The following is a 15,792-nucleotide window of genomic DNA, read 5'->3' on the forward strand; positions in this document are numbered from 1 at the left end:
AAGATGCCAAATATATTATTAACAAGAATAGATAACAGAATGATACACGGTCAAGTTGCTACACAATGGACGAATGTTGTCGGAGCAAACTTGTTATTAGTTGCAAATGATGAAGTTTCAACTAATAAAATGAGACAAGGTCTTATGGATATGGCTGCACCAAATGGTGTCGCTACAAGATACTTTTCAATTGAAAAAACAATTAGTATTATTGATAAAGCATCTCCTAAACAAAAGATCTTTATAATATGTGAAAATCCACAAGATGTTCTTAGATTAGTGGAAGGAGGGGTTCCTATAACTAAAGTAAACATTGGAAATATGCATATGGCTGAAGGAAAAAGACAAGTAGCTACAGCTGTATGTGTTGATGATGCTGATGTTGAAGCTTTTAGAAAACTAAAAGAACGTGGAGTGGAATTGGAAATCAGAAAGGTTCCTCAAGAGCAATCTGAAAGTACAGAAAAATTATTTAAATAATTTATAGGAGGTATCATGGAATATAATATAATCCAGATTCTATTGGTATTTTTAGTAACCTTTATTGCTGCTATAGACCAATTTAGTTTCTTGGAATCACTATATCAACCAATAGTGACAGGACCTGTTATCGGTGCTATATTGGGTGATGTACAAACAGGTTTGACAGTTGGTGCAACATTTCAATTGATTCAAATTGGTAGTATGCCTGTCGGTGGAGCACAACCACCAAATGCAGTAATAGGTGGTATTATGGCTACAGTATTTGCTGTAACATCAAAATTAGAACCAACAGCAGCAGTAGCGGCAGCATATCCTTTTGCGGTTTTAGGACAACAGGCTGTTAATGTTGTATTTACACTTATGGCACCTATTATGAAAGTTGCTGACAAACATGCTGAAAATGCTAATCCAAAGGGGATTTCACATGTTAACTACTTGTCTATGGCAATTTTAGGTACTATATTTGGTTTGATAGTTTTAGCATTCTTTGTAGCTGGTGCAGAATTTGGTAAAAATGTAGCGGGAGCATTACCTGAATGGTCAAAAGTTGGTTTGGGAGTTGCAGGTAAGATGATGAGATTCGTTGGTTTTGCAATTTTATTAAAAGTTATGCTTTCAAAAGAACTATGGGGATTCTTTTTCCTTGGTTTTGCTATTGCAATAGTTGTTAATGCAATACCTTCTCTACAAGCTCCAGGATTATTGTTAATCTCATTAATTGGTTTTGCAGTTTCTTATTGGGATTATCAAATTCAAACTAAAGTGAAAAATACTCAAGTAATGGGAGGAGATGAAGATGGAATATAATCAAAGTAATCATTATGTAGACACAAATGTTGCTCCTAATCTTGATAATAAAACATTAAATAAAATGGTATGGAGATCACTATTCTTACAAGCATCTTTTAACTTTGAAAGAATGCAAGCAGCAGGATGGTTGTATAGTATTTTACCCGGATTAGAAAAGATTCATACAAATAAAGATGATTTGTCAAAATCAATGACACACAATTTAGAGTTTTTTAATACACATCCATTTTTAGTAACATTTGTAATGGGTATTGTATTGTCATTAGAACAAAATAAACAAGATATTGATACAATTCGTGCTGTTAGGGTTGCGGCAATGGGACCATTAGGTGGTATCGGTGATGCACTATTTTGGTTTACATTGGTTCCAATTTTAGCTGGTATCACATCAAATATGGCTTTAAGTGGACAAATAATTGCTCCATTCTTATTCCTATTAGTATTTAATTTAGCTCAATTTGGTTTGAGATATTGGTTAATGTACTGGTCATATAAGAAGGGTGTTGAAGCTATTGATTTATTTACACAAAATGCTAAAGAATTTACAAGAGCTGCATCAATTTTGGGTGTTATAATTGTAGGAGCTTTAACAGTTTTATATGGTGGTATTAAAACCAAATACGAAATTCCAAACGGTAAGAAATTAGTTAAGCAGGAAATTAAAACAGTAGTTTCAAATGACAAAATTTCAGACTTTGAGAAATATTTATATAAAGATGATAAAAAGACATTAAAACCAGATACGACTATCACTGATTTAAAAAACGGAACATCAGAATTAGTATTCCAAAAAGAAAATGAGGTTGATTCAAAAATTAATGTTCAAAAAATACTAGATGGTATTATTCCGAATATAATTGATTTAGGTTTGGTTATGTTGATGTATTTCTTTATAGCAAAGAAGAAATTATCGCCAGTATATGGTATCATATTCCTATTTGTGTTAGGGTTATTTGGTGCCTGGATTGGAATATTCTAATGAGTAAATCAACAGCTGTCTTAGTTACAGCACACGGGAAATTTTCAGAGGGTATTTTATCCACAATAGAAATGATTGCCGGAAAATTTGAAAATGTTAAAAATGTAAATTTTCTTGAAGGTGAAAATTTTGAAACCATAGATAAAAAACTTGTTGAAGCGTATAATTCATTTTCTAATTACGACCATATAATTATAATTACTGATTTAATGGGAGGTACTCCTTTTAATCGCTCAGTTATGAATTTTGGTAGTAATGAAAACACACGAGTACTTGCAGGATTAAATTTTGCGATGTTATTTACAGCTATTACTACTCAAAATGATAATATAGATTTGTTAGTTAATGAAATTTTAGAATCAGGAAAAGAATCAATTAAAAAATTTGAGATAGTTGAAATAGAAGATGACTCAGATGAATTTGAAGATGGAATTTAGATATATAATTTCGTTTTAACAAGAGAGATAGAGATTAAATTTTCTATCTCTTTTTAATTTTAAACTCATTTTTAGGTTCTTTATCAACTACCCATAATTTAAAAGTAATGTTGGGTAAGATTTAAAGTAACAAATTAAGAAAATTAGAGCTTAAAGTTTATAATTCTCTTTTATCGTTAAAAATGTAAATGATTTTGTGTATAAGTTTTATTAAATTCTATAATAGATAGTGTATTATTTATTTTTCCTGAAGCTACTATAATATAAACAAGTATAGATACTAATTGTAATAAATTTTTCCTGTATAATTTATTATGAAATATATTAAATAAAATTTGACATAAACTATTGATTTTGCTATTATATTTAGTGTCAATGAAAAACCTTGACAGGAGAGTAAATGGAAAAAAATGTAGTTATTAGTATTCTATATGAATACTATGGAAAATTACTTACAGATAAACAAGCAGAATCTATCGAAATGCATTATTTAGAAGATTTATCTTTGACTGAAATTGCTGATATTCAAGGTGTGTCTAAGCAAAGCATTTCTGAAACAATTAAGCGTTCAGAAAAAGCTTTATTGGATTTTGAGAAAGGCATAGGCATGTATAAAAGATCAAATGAACTGAGTGAGCTTGTTGATAGATTAGAAAAAAATTTGATTAATGATCTCGATGATGAAGAATATTCAAAATACATTGATTTGATTTTTCAAATTAAAACAAAATTAAAATAGGATGTGCTAAATGTTTGAAAATTTATCGGATAGACTACAAAACCTTATGAGTAATCTTAGAGGTAAGGGAAAACTTACTGAAAAAGATATTGATACAGCAATGAGAGAAATTAGATTGGCTTTACTTGAAGCTGATGTAAACTTTAAGGTTGTTAAAAGTTTTGTACAAAAAGTTAAAGAGAGAGCTTTAGGTGCTGATGTTATGCAGAGTTTAACTCCTGGACAGATGGTTGTAAAAATTGTTAATGAAGAATTAATTAACTTGATGAGTGATAATAATCAGGAACTTAAATTTTCATCAAAATTACCTACAGTAATTATGATGGTAGGTTTACAAGGTGCTGGTAAAACAACTCAAACAGGCAAATTAGCTCTTTTACTAAAGAAAAAAAACAAGAAACCATTACTTGTTGCAGGAGATATATATAGACCAGCAGCTATTGAGCAGTTAAAAGTTGTCGGACAAAAAGTTGAAGTACCTGTTTTTTCTTTAGGTAAAATTGATCCTGTAGAAATTGCAAAATGCGGTATTGAAGAAGCAAAGAAAAATGGTAATGATGTGGTTATTATAGATACGGCTGGTAGACTTCATATTGATGATGAATTAATGCATGAATTAAAAGCAATTAAGGAAAATGTTGAAGTTACAGAAACTTTATTAGTAGTTGATTCAATGACCGGTCAAGATGCTGTTAATGTTGCTAAATCATTCAATGAGCAAATTGATATTACAGGTATCCTTATGACAAAGCTTGATGGGGATACAAGAGGTGGTGCTGCACTTTCAATTAGAGCGGTTACGGAAAAACCAATAAAGTTTATTGGTACTGGTGAAACGATGGGAGATTTGGAACAATTCCATCCGGATAGATTAGTATCAAGAATATTAGGTATGGGTGATGTATTATCACTTATTGAAAAAGCCGAACAAGCATTAGATAAGGAAAAAGCAAAAGAACTTGAAGAAAAATTAAGAAATCAATCTTTTGATTTCAATGATTTTCTTTCACAAATTTCTCAGATGAGAAATATGGGTCCTTTAGAAGAATTATTAAAAATGATACCTGGAGTAAATGCTAAAGCATTAAAGGGTATGAATTTTGATACAAAGGCAATAGATAGAATTGAGGCGATTATTAGGTCAATGACAAATGATGAACGTGAAAAACCTAATATTATTGATAATTCTAGAAAGAAAAGAATCGCAAATGGTTCAGGTACAAATATTGGAGAAGTAAATAAATTACTTAAACAGTTTGATGACACTAAAAAAATGATGAAAAAAATGGGTGTTATGAACAAAAAAATGAAAAAAGGGAAAAAGAGATTCCCATTCTTTTAAAAACATGGAGGAAAAATATGGCAGTAAAAATTAGAATGAAAAGATTAGGTGCTAAGAAAAGACCTTTCTACAGAATAGTTGTAGCAGATGAAAGATCACCAAGAGATGGTAAATTTATAGAAGAAATCGGATACTATAATCCAATTTCAGAACCAAAAGTATTTAAAATTGATAGTGAAAGAGTACAATACTGGATGGGCGTAGGGGCAAAACCAACAACAACAGTAGCTAGATTATTAAAAACAGACTTTGAAGATTTAGCTAAAAAAGTAGAAGAAAAGAAGAAAGCAGAAGCTGAAAAAAGAGCTAAAGAAGCAGAAGAAAGAAGAATAGCTAGAGAAAAAGCAGAAGCTGAAGCAAAGGCTAAGGCAGAAGCTGAAGCAGCAGCTGCAGAAGAAGTTGAAGAATCAGCAGAGTAATTTGGATAATAAAATGAATGAAATAGTAGAATATATTGCTAAAGTATTAGTTACTAATCCGGAAGATGTTAAAGTAATTACTGAAATAAATGAAGGTATAGTAGATATTAAATTATTGGTAAATGCGGATGATATGGGAAAGATTATTGGTAAGCAAGGTAAGATTGCAAATTCAATAAGATCTATATTAAAGGCATGTGCTATTAAAGAGCAAAAGAAAGTAAATTTAGTGATTGATGCAAATAATGAACAAAATTAAAGTTGGTAAAATCATAAATACACATGGGATTAAAGGAGAGCTTAAAATCTCAAAAACAGGTGTTGAAAGTTTTGATAGAGATATTCCATATTATATCGGAAATGATAATATTGAGTATAGTATTGAAAAAGTTAGAAAACACAAAGATAATGTAATGATCACATTAAAAGGTTTTAATAATATAAACGAAGTATTGAAATTTAAGGATAAAGATATATTTATTAATGAAGGTGATATGATAGGTTTAGATGATGATGAATATTATATTAATGAGTTAATTGATATGGTAGTTTATAATCAGGATAATCATAAAATTGGAGTAATAAAAGATGTGCTTAAATATGATGTTAATGATATATATATTGTTAAAAGCAAGGATCATGAAATTATGATACCGGCAGTAAAGGAGTTTATTTTATCAGTTGATTTAGATAATAGAAAAATTGTTGTAAAACTTATAGAAGGCATGTAATGAAAATTGATATTTTAACTTTATTTCCAAATACTTTTGATTTCTTAAAAGTTTATGGAGTTATTGGAAAAGCAGTTGAAAATAATATTATAGAAATAAACACTATTGATATTAGAAGATTTTCAAAAAATAAACATAATAAAGTTGATGATGAAGTATATGGGGGATCTGCAGGCATGCTTATGACAATGCAGCCGGTTGTAGATGCGATTGAAAGTGTCAGAACAGAAGATTGTAAGGTGATATTTTTAAGTCCTCAAGGAAAGGTATTAAATCAAGGGATCGCAATTGATTTATCAAAAGAAAGTCATTTGATTTTACTTTGTGGGCATTATGAAGGAATTGATTCAAGAGTTATAAATAATTTTGTCGATTATGAAATATCTATTGGAGATTATGTTTTAACAGGAGGAGAAATACCTGCTATGGTTTTAATTGATGCAGTTACAAGACTCATAGACGATGTACTTGGAAATGATCTATCATATAAAACAGATTCACATTACAATATTTTATTACAACATGATCATTTTACTAGACCTAGAGAATATTTAGGATACAAGGTTCCGGAAGTTTTATTTTCGGGAAATCATAAATTAATTGAAGAATGGCAAATTAAAAGTAGTATTGAAAATACTAAGAAAAAAAGACCGGATTTATATGAAAAATATATTGAAAGTATAAGAAAGGAATAGTTATGGAAATCATAAGACAATTAGAAGAAGAACAAAAGAAAGACTCTTTACCAGAAATTCTTGTTGGTGATTATGTAAAAGTAGATTATAGAATTAAAGAAGGTTCAAGAGAAAGAATTCAAATGTTTGAAGGAACAATTATTAAAATTCAAGGAGAAGGTGTTAGAAGTACATTCACAGTAAGAAGACTTGCTTACGGAGTTGGTGTAGAAAGAACATTCTTAATTCATTCACCAAGAGTTGAAAATATAAAAGTAGTAAGACATGGTAAAGCAAGAAGAGCTAGATTATTCTACTTAAGAAATAGAATTGGTAAAGCTGCTAAATTGAAAGAAAAAACAGATTACTAAGATTTAGGTTAGACATTTGTCTGACCTTTTTTTATACAAGGAGGTAATATGCAAATTAACTGGTATCCGGGGCATATGAAAAAATCTCTTGATAAAATAAGAGAATCATTAAAATTGGTTGATATAGTTGCGGAAATTGTCGATTCAAGAATACCGATAAGTTCAAGAAATCCTGTTATTGATGATATAATCAAGGATTTTCCAAGGCTAATTATTTTAAATAAAGTAGATATGTCAAATCCTTTTGAAACTAAAAAGTGGATAAAATATTTTAATGATAGAGGAATAGAAGTTATAGAATATAACTCAACTAAAGATAAAAAAACAAATGAATTATATAAAACTGCAAGAAAATCATTAACAAAATTATTTGAAAAGCGTAAGGAAAAAAATATAAAAGATACAACTATAAGAATGATGGTTGTAGGGATACCCAATGTTGGAAAATCAACATTTATAAATAATATTTCTATGAGAAAAGGAACCAAGGTTGGAAATAGACCGGGGGTAACTCGTACAAATCAATGGATTAAAACAAATAGTGACTTAATGCTTTTGGATACGCCGGGTGTTTTATGGCCAAAATTAGAATTACATGATGGTGGTAAAAATTTGGCATTTACAGGTGCTATTAAGGATGAAATATTAGAAATTGAGGATTTATGTTTTGAATTTATAAAAAAATTACAAGAAATATCTCCAAGGAGTTTACAGAAAAGATATGAAGTGGATCCGTCGCTTCCAGCTTTGGAAATAATGGATAAAATTGCCATAAAGTTTGGAGCAATTCAAAGAGGAAGTGAAATTGACTATTTTAAGGTTTCAAATATAATTTTTGATGACTTTAGAAAAGTTAGAATTGACAGAATTACACTTGAAAGAGTAGAAGATAATTTAGAAATTAAAGATATTAATAAAATGTAATAATAATGACAGTTTCATTTATAAAATATGATGTATAATGAGGGTATATGAAAATTAAACTAAAGAGAGATCAGCTAGATATTTTAATTGAAAAATCAAAAAACTATACAAATATATGTGGTGTTGATGAGGTTGGAAGAGGGCCAATTGCCGGACCAGTTGTTAGTTGTGCTGTAATAATGGGTGAGAATCATATAGAAGGAGTGAAAGACTCTAAAAAACTTACAGATAAGAAAAGGAGATTACTTGCTAAAGACATATTTGAAAATGCTATTGCAGTAGGATATGGAGTAGTAGATAATTATGTTATTGACGAAATAAATATCAGACAAGCAAGTCTTTTAGCTATGAAAAATGCTGTTGAAAATATGAAAGATAAAGATGGAAATCATATTAAAGCAAATCTTATACTTATTGATGCGGAGTTAATTGATTCAGATATTGACCAAATAGGGATTATATCGGGTGATGATTTAGTTTATGAGATATCTTGTGCATCGATATTAGCTAAAATTTATAGAGATGATATGATGATTGAATATTCAAAAAAATATCCTGAATATATGTTTGAAGCACATAAAGGTTATGGCACAAAAAAACATTATGAAGTAATAGATTCTAATGGTATTACGGATATCCATAGGAAATCCTTTATGAAAAAATATTATGAACAAGCTAATGGGAAAACTGGGCGAGGAAATAGCCTGTAGATATTTAATAAAAAATGATTATAAAATACTAGAGAGAAATTATGCTACTAAATTCGCAGAAGTAGATATAATTGCAATTAAAAATATGACGATAGTAATTGTCGAAGTTAAAACTAGAAAAAATAGTGATGTTTTACATGCATCTCAAGCTGTAGATTATAGGAAAATTAAAAAATTAAAAACAATAGCTCTATATTATATAGATCAAAATAATTTATATGATTATAATTTGAGATTTGACATAATTGAATGTTATTGGCAAAGGAAAAAAATTAACCATATTATAAATGCATTTTGAGGTGACTATGAATTCATATAAAGACATAATTTTATTTTTAAATATATTAAATATTAATAATTTGAGAATCAGAAATTTTATAAGTGAGGGGCTTCTTAATACATTTTCAGAGATTAGGTTTGAAAATATTGATAAGCTCTTATTTTTAACTGATAAAGAAAAAAACAATATTAAATTAAATTTTAAAAAATTTAGTCTAGAGGACTATAAATATAAATTGGAAATTTCCGGAATAAAATATGTAACAATTTTAGATGAAAATTATCCCGATAGATTAAGAAATATTTATAATGCTCCGGCAATAATTTATTATAAAGGGAATAGAAATATTAATTTTAATAATTGTTTAGCTGTTGTAGGCACCAGAAAACCTACAGAATATGGTTTATGGGCGACTAAAAAAATAATTACAGAATTGACAGGACATGATATATGTATAGTATCTGGTATGGCAACCGGGATTGATGCATGTGCCCATAATACGGCAATTGAAAATAATATCCCTACAATAGGAATTTTAGCCTCATCCTTGGAAATTAGATATCCTAAATCAAATAATTATTTATATGATAAAATGCAAAATGAATTATTAATTTCAGAATTTCCATTATTTACAAATCCTCAAAAACAAAATTTTATTTTTAGAAATAGAATAATTTCTGGATTGTCATTTGGAACATTAATAGTACAAGCGGCTGAAAAAAGCGGATCGCTTATAACAGCTAAATACGCTATTGAACAAAATAGAGATTTATTTGTTGTTCCCGGAAATATTAACAGTGAATACTCTAAAGGTTGTAATAATCTGATTAAATTTGGAGCGAAAATGGTTCAATCAGGCTTGGATATATTAGAAGACATACCATTTATAAAAGAAATAAATAAAATTAATATAATTAATGATAATTATAACTTTTCAAATAAGCATTTAGAGGTTATAAATGTTTTGAGTGGTAATATTTTGAGTATAAATAATATATCTAATCTAACTAAAATTAATATTGGAGAATTATATAAAATAATTTTTGAATTAGAAAGTAAAAATGTAGTTTTAAATGTAAAGGAAGATTTTTATACATTAAATTAAATATTTGTATTTAAAATTATTTATGGTATTATTACTTTTGTAGTAAAATAATGGGAGGATAATGTGGCTAAAAATTTAATTATTGTAGAATCACCTACAAAGGCTAAAACAATTGGAAAATTTTTAGGAAAAAATTATAAGATAATGGCTTCAGTTGGGCATTTAAGAGATCTTCCAAAAAGTAGGATGGGTGTAGATGTTGAAAACAATTTTGAACCGGAATATATTAATGTAAGAGGAAAAGCTTCAACAATAAATGCAATAAAAGCAGAAGCAAAAAAAGTAGATAATGTTTATCTTGCATCTGATCCTGATAGAGAGGGTGAAGCAATAGCATGGCATTTAGCATTTTTATTGGATTTAGATTTGAAAGAAAAAAATAGAGTTGTATTTCCGGAAATTACAAAAGAAACAGTAAAAGAGGCAATCAAACATCCACGTGCAATTAATTTAAATCTTGTTGATGCACAACAAGCAAGAAGAATACTTGATAGAATTGTAGGTTATAAACTTTCTCCGATTTTATGGAAAAAAGTTAAAAACGGTTTATCAGCAGGAAGAGTTCAATCAGCTGCATTGAAACTTATAATTGATCGTGAAAATGAAATAAGAAAGTTTATTCCAGAAGAATATTGGAGTATAGATTTTGTTGCAACTCATAACAAAATTGATTTCACTGGGGATTTTATTGGAGAATATATAGATAACAAAATTAAAAATATTAAATTAACTAATGAAAATGATGTTGATAATATAATATCTAAAATAGATAAGGACAATTTTAAGATTATTGATAAGGATGTAAAGGAAAAAAGTAGAAAACCATACGAACCTTTTACTACATCAACATTACAACAAGAAGCATCTAAAAGAATATACTTTTCAACTTCAAAAACGATGTCTGTTGCACAACAACTATACGAAGGGATAAATGTTGGTGAAGGATCTGTTGGACTAATATCATATATGAGAACAGATTCTACAAGACTTTCAAATGGGATAATTGATGAAGCAATTTCATATATTAATGAAAATTATGGTAAAGAATATGCTTCAAAAGGAAGGTCATATAATAAGAAGAAAAGTGGTTCACAGGATGCCCATGAAGCTGTAAGAGTTTCATCAATTTATAGGACACCTGAAAAAATAAGAGATTATTTAACTACTGATCAATATAAATTATATAGATTAATATGGGAAAGAACACTTGCATCACAAATGAAAGATAGTAAATATTTATCTACTAGATATGATTTTGAAAGCAATGGTATTTTATTTAGAGCAAATGGTTCGATAGTTACTTTTGATGGATTTTCAAAAGTTTGGACCATTGCTGATAAAAAAGTTGAGCTTCCTAATTTTGAAATTGGAGATGTATTTTCAGCATCTAAAATTAATAAGGAAAAGCATTTTACAAAACCAAAGGCTAGATTTACAGAAGCTTCATTAGTGAAGGAATTAGAAAAAAATGGTATTGGTAGACCTTCGACTTATTCATCAATAATTAAAAGTTTATTGAGTAGATATTATGTTGAATTTGAAGAAAAATCACTAGTACCTACAGAAATAGGATTTACTGTTATTGAATTATTATTACAATATTTCAAGACGATAATAAATGAAGATTTTACAGCTGAGATGGAAAATAGTTTAGATAAAATTGAAGAATCAGATGTTGAATGGAGAAAATTAATTAAAGATTTTTATGATAAATTTGATGAACTGTTGAAAAAAGCTGAAAATTCAAGTAAAGATTTTGAAATTAAAGATAAACCAACTGGAGAAAAATGTCCGGAATGTGGAGAAGACTTACTTTATAAAAAAGGAAGAAATGGAGATTTTATTGGTTGCTCTAATTTTCCTAAATGTACATTCACTAAAAACATTGTAAAAGAATTGGGTATAGTCTGTCCTAAATGTGGTGGAAAAATAATTGAAAAAATCTCAAAAAGAGGAAAAGTTTTTTATGGCTGTGAAAATTATCCTCAATGTGATTGGGCTTCTTGGGATAAACCAACAGGAGAAAAATGTGCAGAATGTGGTGATTTAATGGTTCATAGAAAAAATAGAAAAATGGATGCAATTATTTGCAATAATGAAAATTGTATAAGAAATAAATAAAAAATTGTATGAAAAGGTTTTTTGTGTTACAATGTAGTAAAAGGATATAAGGAGGGTTTTATGTCTAGAAAACCTACTATGGAGGATGTTAAAAATCTTGCGGGAGTTTCTATTTCTACAGTATCTAGAGTAATCAATGGTACAAGAAAAGTTTCACCCGATAAAACTGAAGCGGTTAATAAAGCTATAGCAAAACTTGGTTATAAGCCAAATGAATTAGCTAGATCTCTAGTTATGAAAAGATCAAACACTCTTGGTATTATACTTGATGATATCGGGTATAGCTATATGGCACAATACTTAAGAGGTATTGATGAAATAGGTAAAATGTACAAATATGATATACTTTTGTATTCTACATTTGGTAGTTTTGAAATTCAAAAGAAAGCTGTAGACTTCTTATCCTCGAAACAAGTTGAAGGAATTATTGTAATATCTGAAAAAATAAATAATGAAATTTTATATTTAATAAAAGAACATGATATTCCATATATGTTATTAGATACTTTCTATAGTCCTGATGAATTTAAGACTGTAAGTATAGACTTTAAGAAAGCAATGAGTGATATGACAGAATACATGATTGATAACGGTCATGAAAATATTGCATATTTAAGAGAAAAGACAGCATTTCATTCTTCAGAATCAAAAGAAAGTGGATATATTGAATCTACAGAAAAACATAAATTAGATAATTGGGTATTTGGTGTTAATGAAGATACGGTTGAAGCCGGGTATAAGTTTTTAGAAAAAAATTATAATAAGCTTAAGAAAAATGATATTACGGCAATAATTGCTGAAAGTGACAACCTAGCTGTTGGGTTAATGCACTATTGCTATGATAATAATATAAATATTCCAGAAGATTTTTCAATATCAGGATTTGGAAATAGCGATATTTCTGAATTAATTAAACCATCATTAACGACAGTAAGGTTACCTTATTACGATATAGGTGCAATTGCTGTAAGAGTATTGGTTAAAATATTGAGAGATAAAGAAGAATTTAATGAATCAATTAATTTAAATCATGAAATCATGAAGAGAGAAACTATCAAAAAAATTAAATAGAAAACAAATTTAGGAGGAAAATATGGTAGAAAAGAAGATTGTTGTAGTAAATGAAACAGGGTTACACGCAAGACCGGCAGCAGCTTTGGTACAATTTGTAAAAAATATTGAAGGAACAGTTGAACTTGTAAAAGATGGAAAGGTGGCAAATGCTAAGAGTATATTTAGTGTAATGTCATTAGGTATTTCTAAGGATACAGAAATATTAGTTAGAGTAACAGGGGAAAATGAAGAAGAAAATTGTGATAAAGTTGTTGAATTTATTGGTAGTTTAACAGACTAATTGCATAAAAAAGAGATGCCTTGTGTATCTCTTTTATTTTTATGAAAATTGATTGGAGATTATTATGAAATATAAAGGAATTGCGGCATCTGATGGCGTTGCCATGGGAAAAGTGTACTTATTTGAAAAAATTAATCTTGAAATAAGCAAACATACCATAGAAAAGGATAAAGTTGAAGAAGAAATTGAAAAAGTTCAAAAGGCTATAAATGATTATGTATATGAACTAGAAAATAGAGAAGTTTCTAGTCAGGCAGCAAAAGAAGTTAGGGATGCACATATTGAGCTTGCATCGGATCCGGCGTTAATTGATACAACTTCTGATAAAATTAGAGGTGAATTGATTAATTCAGAATATGCTTTAGATTCAACCATAAAAGAGATGGTTATGGTATTTGAAATGATGGATGATGCCTATTTAAAAGAAAGGGCTGCGGACTATAGAGATCTTGGAGAAAATGTAATGTATAAATTAAAAGGTGTAAAACCTAATACATTACAAGTTTTAGATGATGATTATATAATTGTTTCTAAAGAATTAACACCTACTGATACGTCTACAATGGATAAAGATCATGTATTAGGGTTGGCAATGGATTTAGGTGGTAAAACAAGCCATTCTTCAATAATTGCTCAAACTTTAGGTATACCTGCAATAGTAGGGATGAAAGATATAACTTCAAAATTAAAAAATGATCAATTTATAATTTTAGATGCTATTGAAGGTACAATAATTGTAGATCCTGATGAAGAAACGGTAAATGCTTATAAGAAGAAATTTGAAATAATTAAAGAAGATAAAGCAATAGCTGAAAAATATAAATTTGCTGAAGCTAAGACAACTGATGGAAAAGAATTAGAAGTTGTATGTAACATTGGTGGATTAGAAGATTTAAAAACTGGTCTAAAACATGGTGCTAGAGGAGTTGGTTTATTTAGAACAGAATTTTTATATATGGAATCAGATGAATTTCCATCAGAAGAAAAACAATTTGAAGTATATAAAGAAGCTGCAGAAAAATTAGAAGGAATGCCTTTAATTATTAGAACATTAGATATTGGTGGAGATAAAGGATTAAGTTATTTTGAATTTCCAAAAGAAGAAAATCCATTTTTAGGATGGAGAGCTCTTAGAGTGCAATTTGATAAAGTGGACATAATGAGAGATCAGTTAAGGGCTATTTTAAGGTCAAGTGCATATGGAAATGTTAAGATTTTATTACCTATGGTTATAAGTGTTGCTGAAATTAAAAAAGTTCAAGAATATATTGAAACATATAAACAAGAATTAAAATTAGAAGGTAAAAAATATGATGAAGATATCCAAGTTGGTATCATGGTAGAAACACCTGCATCTGTATTTATGGCAAGAGATTTGATTAAGTATTGTGACTTCTTTAGTATAGGTACAAATGACTTAACACAATATATTTTAGCGGCAGACAGGGGAAATGAAAAGATTTCACATTTATATGATTATTTTAATCCAGCTGTATTAAGAGCTATAAAACAAGTTATTGATGCTTCACATGAAGAAGGAAAGTGGACTGGTATGTGTGGGTCAATGTCTTCAGATAGTTTAGCTACTTATTTATTATTAGGTATGGGATTAGATGAATTTTCTGTTGTAAGTGCTAAAATTGGTAAATTAAAGAGCATAATTAATAATACTAATTTAGCTGAAGCTGAAAAATTTGTTCAAAAAGTATTATCACTGGATAATATTAATGAAATTAGAGCTTTACTAAAGGATAAAGTTGAAGAATTTTAATTAATATAAAAAGGTATTGTGATTAAACTTTATTAGTTTATAACAATACCTTTATCTATTTTATTTTATATTTTTTTGACAATCTTCACATATACCTGAAAATTCAAAATTATGAGATGTAATTTTAAATCCTGTATTTTTTTCTAATTCCTTTTCAATTTTGTGAATAGGGCAGTCATCAATAATTATAGTTTTTTTACAGTTTGTACAAATTAATTGATGTTTGTGATGACTTGAATTAAGTTGGTAGTAGGAAATATTGTCCATACCGACTGATTTCAATACTAATCCTGCCTCTAAAAAAGTAGATAAATTTCTATATATAGAAGAGATTTTAATCTTTTCATCTTTTAAATTTTCATAAATTTGTTCAGCACTTAATGGCGAATTTTTTTCTAGTAATTCTAATATTGTTAATCTCGTTTTAGTTGACTTTAAGCCATGATTTTTTAAAATATCCATTTGACCACCTCATATTGATTATACTATATATTTGACATTTTTCAATTATGAGTTATAATTTTAATGATAATAATTCTCAT

General features: G+C 28.3%; 19 protein-coding genes and 1 pseudogene. 19 read left to right on the plus strand and 1 reads right to left on the minus strand.

What is annotated here, in order from left to right:
- The first annotated feature begins 3 nt into the window (after positions 1-3).
- The 19 genes and pseudogenes from agaB to ptsP all read left to right on the plus strand — a co-directional run bounded on the left by agaB (position 4) and on the right by ptsP (position 15,250).
- A complete protein-coding gene (gene agaB / locus EQF90_RS03420) occupies positions 4-480 on the plus strand; it encodes a PTS galactosamine transporter subunit IIB (protein WP_134711612.1) in 477 nt (158 codons plus the stop codon).
- Positions 481-495: 15 nt separating this feature from the next.
- A complete protein-coding gene (locus EQF90_RS03425; protein ID WP_134711613.1) occupies positions 496-1,290 on the plus strand; it encodes a PTS mannose/fructose/sorbose/N-acetylgalactosamine transporter subunit IIC in 795 nt (264 codons plus the stop codon).
- On the plus strand, positions 1,280-2,272 hold the full coding sequence (locus tag EQF90_RS03430; protein ID WP_134711614.1) for a PTS system mannose/fructose/sorbose family transporter subunit IID: 993 nt from the start codon (positions 1,280-1,282) through the stop codon (positions 2,270-2,272). The genes EQF90_RS03425 and EQF90_RS03430 overlap by 11 nt, the downstream gene beginning before the upstream one ends.
- Positions 2,272-2,709, plus strand: coding sequence for a PTS sugar transporter subunit IIA (locus EQF90_RS03435; RefSeq protein ID WP_134711615.1), 438 nt, complete (start codon positions 2,272-2,274; stop codon positions 2,707-2,709). Before EQF90_RS03430 ends, EQF90_RS03435 begins: the two co-directional genes overlap by 1 nt.
- A gap of 400 nt (positions 2,710-3,109) precedes the next feature.
- A complete protein-coding gene (gene ylxM, locus EQF90_RS03440) occupies positions 3,110-3,448 on the plus strand; it encodes a YlxM family DNA-binding protein (protein WP_134711616.1) in 339 nt (112 codons plus the stop codon).
- Between the two features lie 10 nt (positions 3,449-3,458).
- Complete coding sequence (gene ffh / locus EQF90_RS03445; RefSeq protein WP_134711617.1) at positions 3,459-4,790, plus strand: signal recognition particle protein; 1,332 nt, start codon at positions 3,459-3,461, stop codon at positions 4,788-4,790.
- Between the two features lie 17 nt (positions 4,791-4,807).
- Positions 4,808-5,038 (plus strand): annotated as a pseudogene (gene rpsP, locus EQF90_RS03450) (30S ribosomal protein S16); the annotation flags it as partial.
- A 184-nt stretch (positions 5,039-5,222) separates the two neighbouring features.
- A complete protein-coding gene (locus EQF90_RS03455) occupies positions 5,223-5,468 on the plus strand; it encodes a KH domain-containing protein (RefSeq protein WP_134711619.1) in 246 nt (81 codons plus the stop codon).
- Positions 5,455-5,940, plus strand: a complete 486-nt coding sequence (gene rimM, locus EQF90_RS03460; protein ID WP_167604079.1) for a ribosome maturation factor RimM — start codon at positions 5,455-5,457, stop codon at positions 5,938-5,940. Before EQF90_RS03455 ends, rimM begins: the two co-directional genes overlap by 14 nt.
- Positions 5,940-6,635 carry a tRNA (guanosine(37)-N1)-methyltransferase TrmD gene (gene trmD / locus EQF90_RS03465; protein ID WP_134711621.1) on the plus strand — a complete coding sequence of 232 codons (696 nt, stop codon included), beginning with the start codon at positions 5,940-5,942 and terminating at the stop codon, positions 6,633-6,635. Before rimM ends, trmD begins: the two co-directional genes overlap by 1 nt.
- A 2-nt stretch (positions 6,636-6,637) precedes the next feature.
- Positions 6,638-6,985 (plus strand): 50S ribosomal protein L19, encoded by a 348-nt coding sequence (rplS, locus tag EQF90_RS03470; protein WP_134711622.1) that lies wholly within the window; start codon positions 6,638-6,640, stop codon positions 6,983-6,985.
- Positions 6,986-7,033: 48 nt separating this feature from the next.
- Positions 7,034-7,909: a ribosome biogenesis GTPase YlqF gene (gene ylqF / locus EQF90_RS03475; protein ID WP_134711623.1), complete on the plus strand. Its 876-nt coding sequence runs from the start codon at positions 7,034-7,036 to the stop codon at positions 7,907-7,909.
- Between the two features lie 47 nt (positions 7,910-7,956).
- Positions 7,957-8,619 carry a ribonuclease HII gene (locus EQF90_RS03480; protein ID WP_134711624.1) on the plus strand — a complete coding sequence of 221 codons (663 nt, stop codon included), beginning with the start codon at positions 7,957-7,959 and terminating at the stop codon, positions 8,617-8,619.
- A complete protein-coding gene (locus EQF90_RS03485) occupies positions 8,588-8,917 on the plus strand; it encodes a YraN family protein (RefSeq protein ID WP_209021602.1) in 330 nt (109 codons plus the stop codon). The genes EQF90_RS03480 and EQF90_RS03485 overlap by 32 nt, the downstream gene beginning before the upstream one ends.
- Positions 8,918-8,924: 7 nt before the next feature.
- Entirely contained in the window at positions 8,925-10,004 is a 1,080-nt protein-coding gene (gene dprA, locus EQF90_RS03490) for a DNA-processing protein DprA (RefSeq protein ID WP_167604083.1), read from the plus strand.
- 63 nt (positions 10,005-10,067) lie between these two features.
- Positions 10,068-12,125: a type I DNA topoisomerase gene (gene topA / locus EQF90_RS03495; RefSeq protein WP_134711627.1), complete on the plus strand. Its 2,058-nt coding sequence runs from the start codon at positions 10,068-10,070 to the stop codon at positions 12,123-12,125.
- 60 nt (positions 12,126-12,185) lie between these two features.
- On the plus strand, positions 12,186-13,196 hold the full coding sequence (locus EQF90_RS03500; RefSeq protein ID WP_134711628.1) for a LacI family DNA-binding transcriptional regulator: 1,011 nt from the start codon (positions 12,186-12,188) through the stop codon (positions 13,194-13,196).
- Between the two features lie 22 nt (positions 13,197-13,218).
- On the plus strand, positions 13,219-13,479 hold the full coding sequence (locus tag EQF90_RS03505; RefSeq protein WP_134711629.1) for an HPr family phosphocarrier protein: 261 nt from the start codon (positions 13,219-13,221) through the stop codon (positions 13,477-13,479).
- Between the two features lie 64 nt (positions 13,480-13,543).
- A complete protein-coding gene (gene ptsP, locus EQF90_RS03510; protein ID WP_245152890.1) occupies positions 13,544-15,250 on the plus strand; it encodes a phosphoenolpyruvate--protein phosphotransferase in 1,707 nt (568 codons plus the stop codon).
- Between the two features lie 60 nt (positions 15,251-15,310).
- On the opposite strand, the gene EQF90_RS03515 is transcribed toward ptsP, so the two are convergent.
- The gene (locus EQF90_RS03515) at positions 15,311-15,712 is read right to left on the minus strand and encodes a Fur family transcriptional regulator (protein WP_134711630.1); all 402 of its coding nucleotides are present in this window, start codon (positions 15,710-15,712) and stop codon (positions 15,311-15,313) included.
- Between the last annotated feature and the right edge of the window lie 80 nt (positions 15,713-15,792).

The sequence above is a fragment of the Helcococcus ovis genome (assembly GCF_004524775.2).
In the GTDB taxonomy this organism is placed as follows: domain Bacteria; phylum Bacillota; class Clostridia; order Tissierellales; family Peptoniphilaceae; genus Helcococcus; species Helcococcus ovis.

Excerpts from the sequence above, each read along its gene's own strand:
- agaB (WP_134711612.1), top strand. The coding sequence starts at position 4 with ATGCCAAATATATTATTAACAAGAATAGATAACAGAATGATACACGGT.
- EQF90_RS03425 (WP_134711613.1), top strand. The coding sequence starts at position 496 with ATGGAATATAATATAATCCAGATTCTATTGGTATTTTTAGTAACCTTT.
- EQF90_RS03430 (WP_134711614.1), top strand. The coding sequence starts at position 1,280 with ATGGAATATAATCAAAGTAATCATTATGTAGACACAAATGTTGCTCCT.
- EQF90_RS03435 (WP_134711615.1), top strand. The coding sequence starts at position 2,272 with ATGAGTAAATCAACAGCTGTCTTAGTTACAGCACACGGGAAATTTTCA.
- ylxM (WP_134711616.1), top strand. The coding sequence starts at position 3,110 with ATGGAAAAAAATGTAGTTATTAGTATTCTATATGAATACTATGGAAAA.
- ffh (WP_134711617.1), top strand. The coding sequence starts at position 3,459 with ATGTTTGAAAATTTATCGGATAGACTACAAAACCTTATGAGTAATCTT.
- EQF90_RS03455 (WP_134711619.1), top strand. The coding sequence starts at position 5,223 with ATGAATGAAATAGTAGAATATATTGCTAAAGTATTAGTTACTAATCCG.
- rimM (WP_167604079.1), top strand. The coding sequence starts at position 5,455 with ATGAACAAAATTAAAGTTGGTAAAATCATAAATACACATGGGATTAAA.
- trmD (WP_134711621.1), top strand. The coding sequence starts at position 5,940 with ATGAAAATTGATATTTTAACTTTATTTCCAAATACTTTTGATTTCTTA.
- rplS (WP_134711622.1), top strand. The coding sequence starts at position 6,638 with ATGGAAATCATAAGACAATTAGAAGAAGAACAAAAGAAAGACTCTTTA.
- ylqF (WP_134711623.1), top strand. The coding sequence starts at position 7,034 with ATGCAAATTAACTGGTATCCGGGGCATATGAAAAAATCTCTTGATAAA.
- EQF90_RS03480 (WP_134711624.1), top strand. The coding sequence starts at position 7,957 with ATGAAAATTAAACTAAAGAGAGATCAGCTAGATATTTTAATTGAAAAA.
- EQF90_RS03485 (WP_209021602.1), top strand. The coding sequence starts at position 8,588 with ATGGGAAAACTGGGCGAGGAAATAGCCTGTAGATATTTAATAAAAAAT.
- dprA (WP_167604083.1), top strand. The coding sequence starts at position 8,925 with ATGAATTCATATAAAGACATAATTTTATTTTTAAATATATTAAATATT.
- EQF90_RS03500 (WP_134711628.1), top strand. The coding sequence starts at position 12,186 with ATGTCTAGAAAACCTACTATGGAGGATGTTAAAAATCTTGCGGGAGTT.
- EQF90_RS03505 (WP_134711629.1), top strand. The coding sequence starts at position 13,219 with ATGGTAGAAAAGAAGATTGTTGTAGTAAATGAAACAGGGTTACACGCA.
- ptsP (WP_245152890.1), top strand. The coding sequence starts at position 13,544 with ATGAAATATAAAGGAATTGCGGCATCTGATGGCGTTGCCATGGGAAAA.
- EQF90_RS03515 (WP_134711630.1), bottom strand. The coding sequence starts at position 15,712 with ATGGATATTTTAAAAAATCATGGCTTAAAGTCAACTAAAACGAGATTA.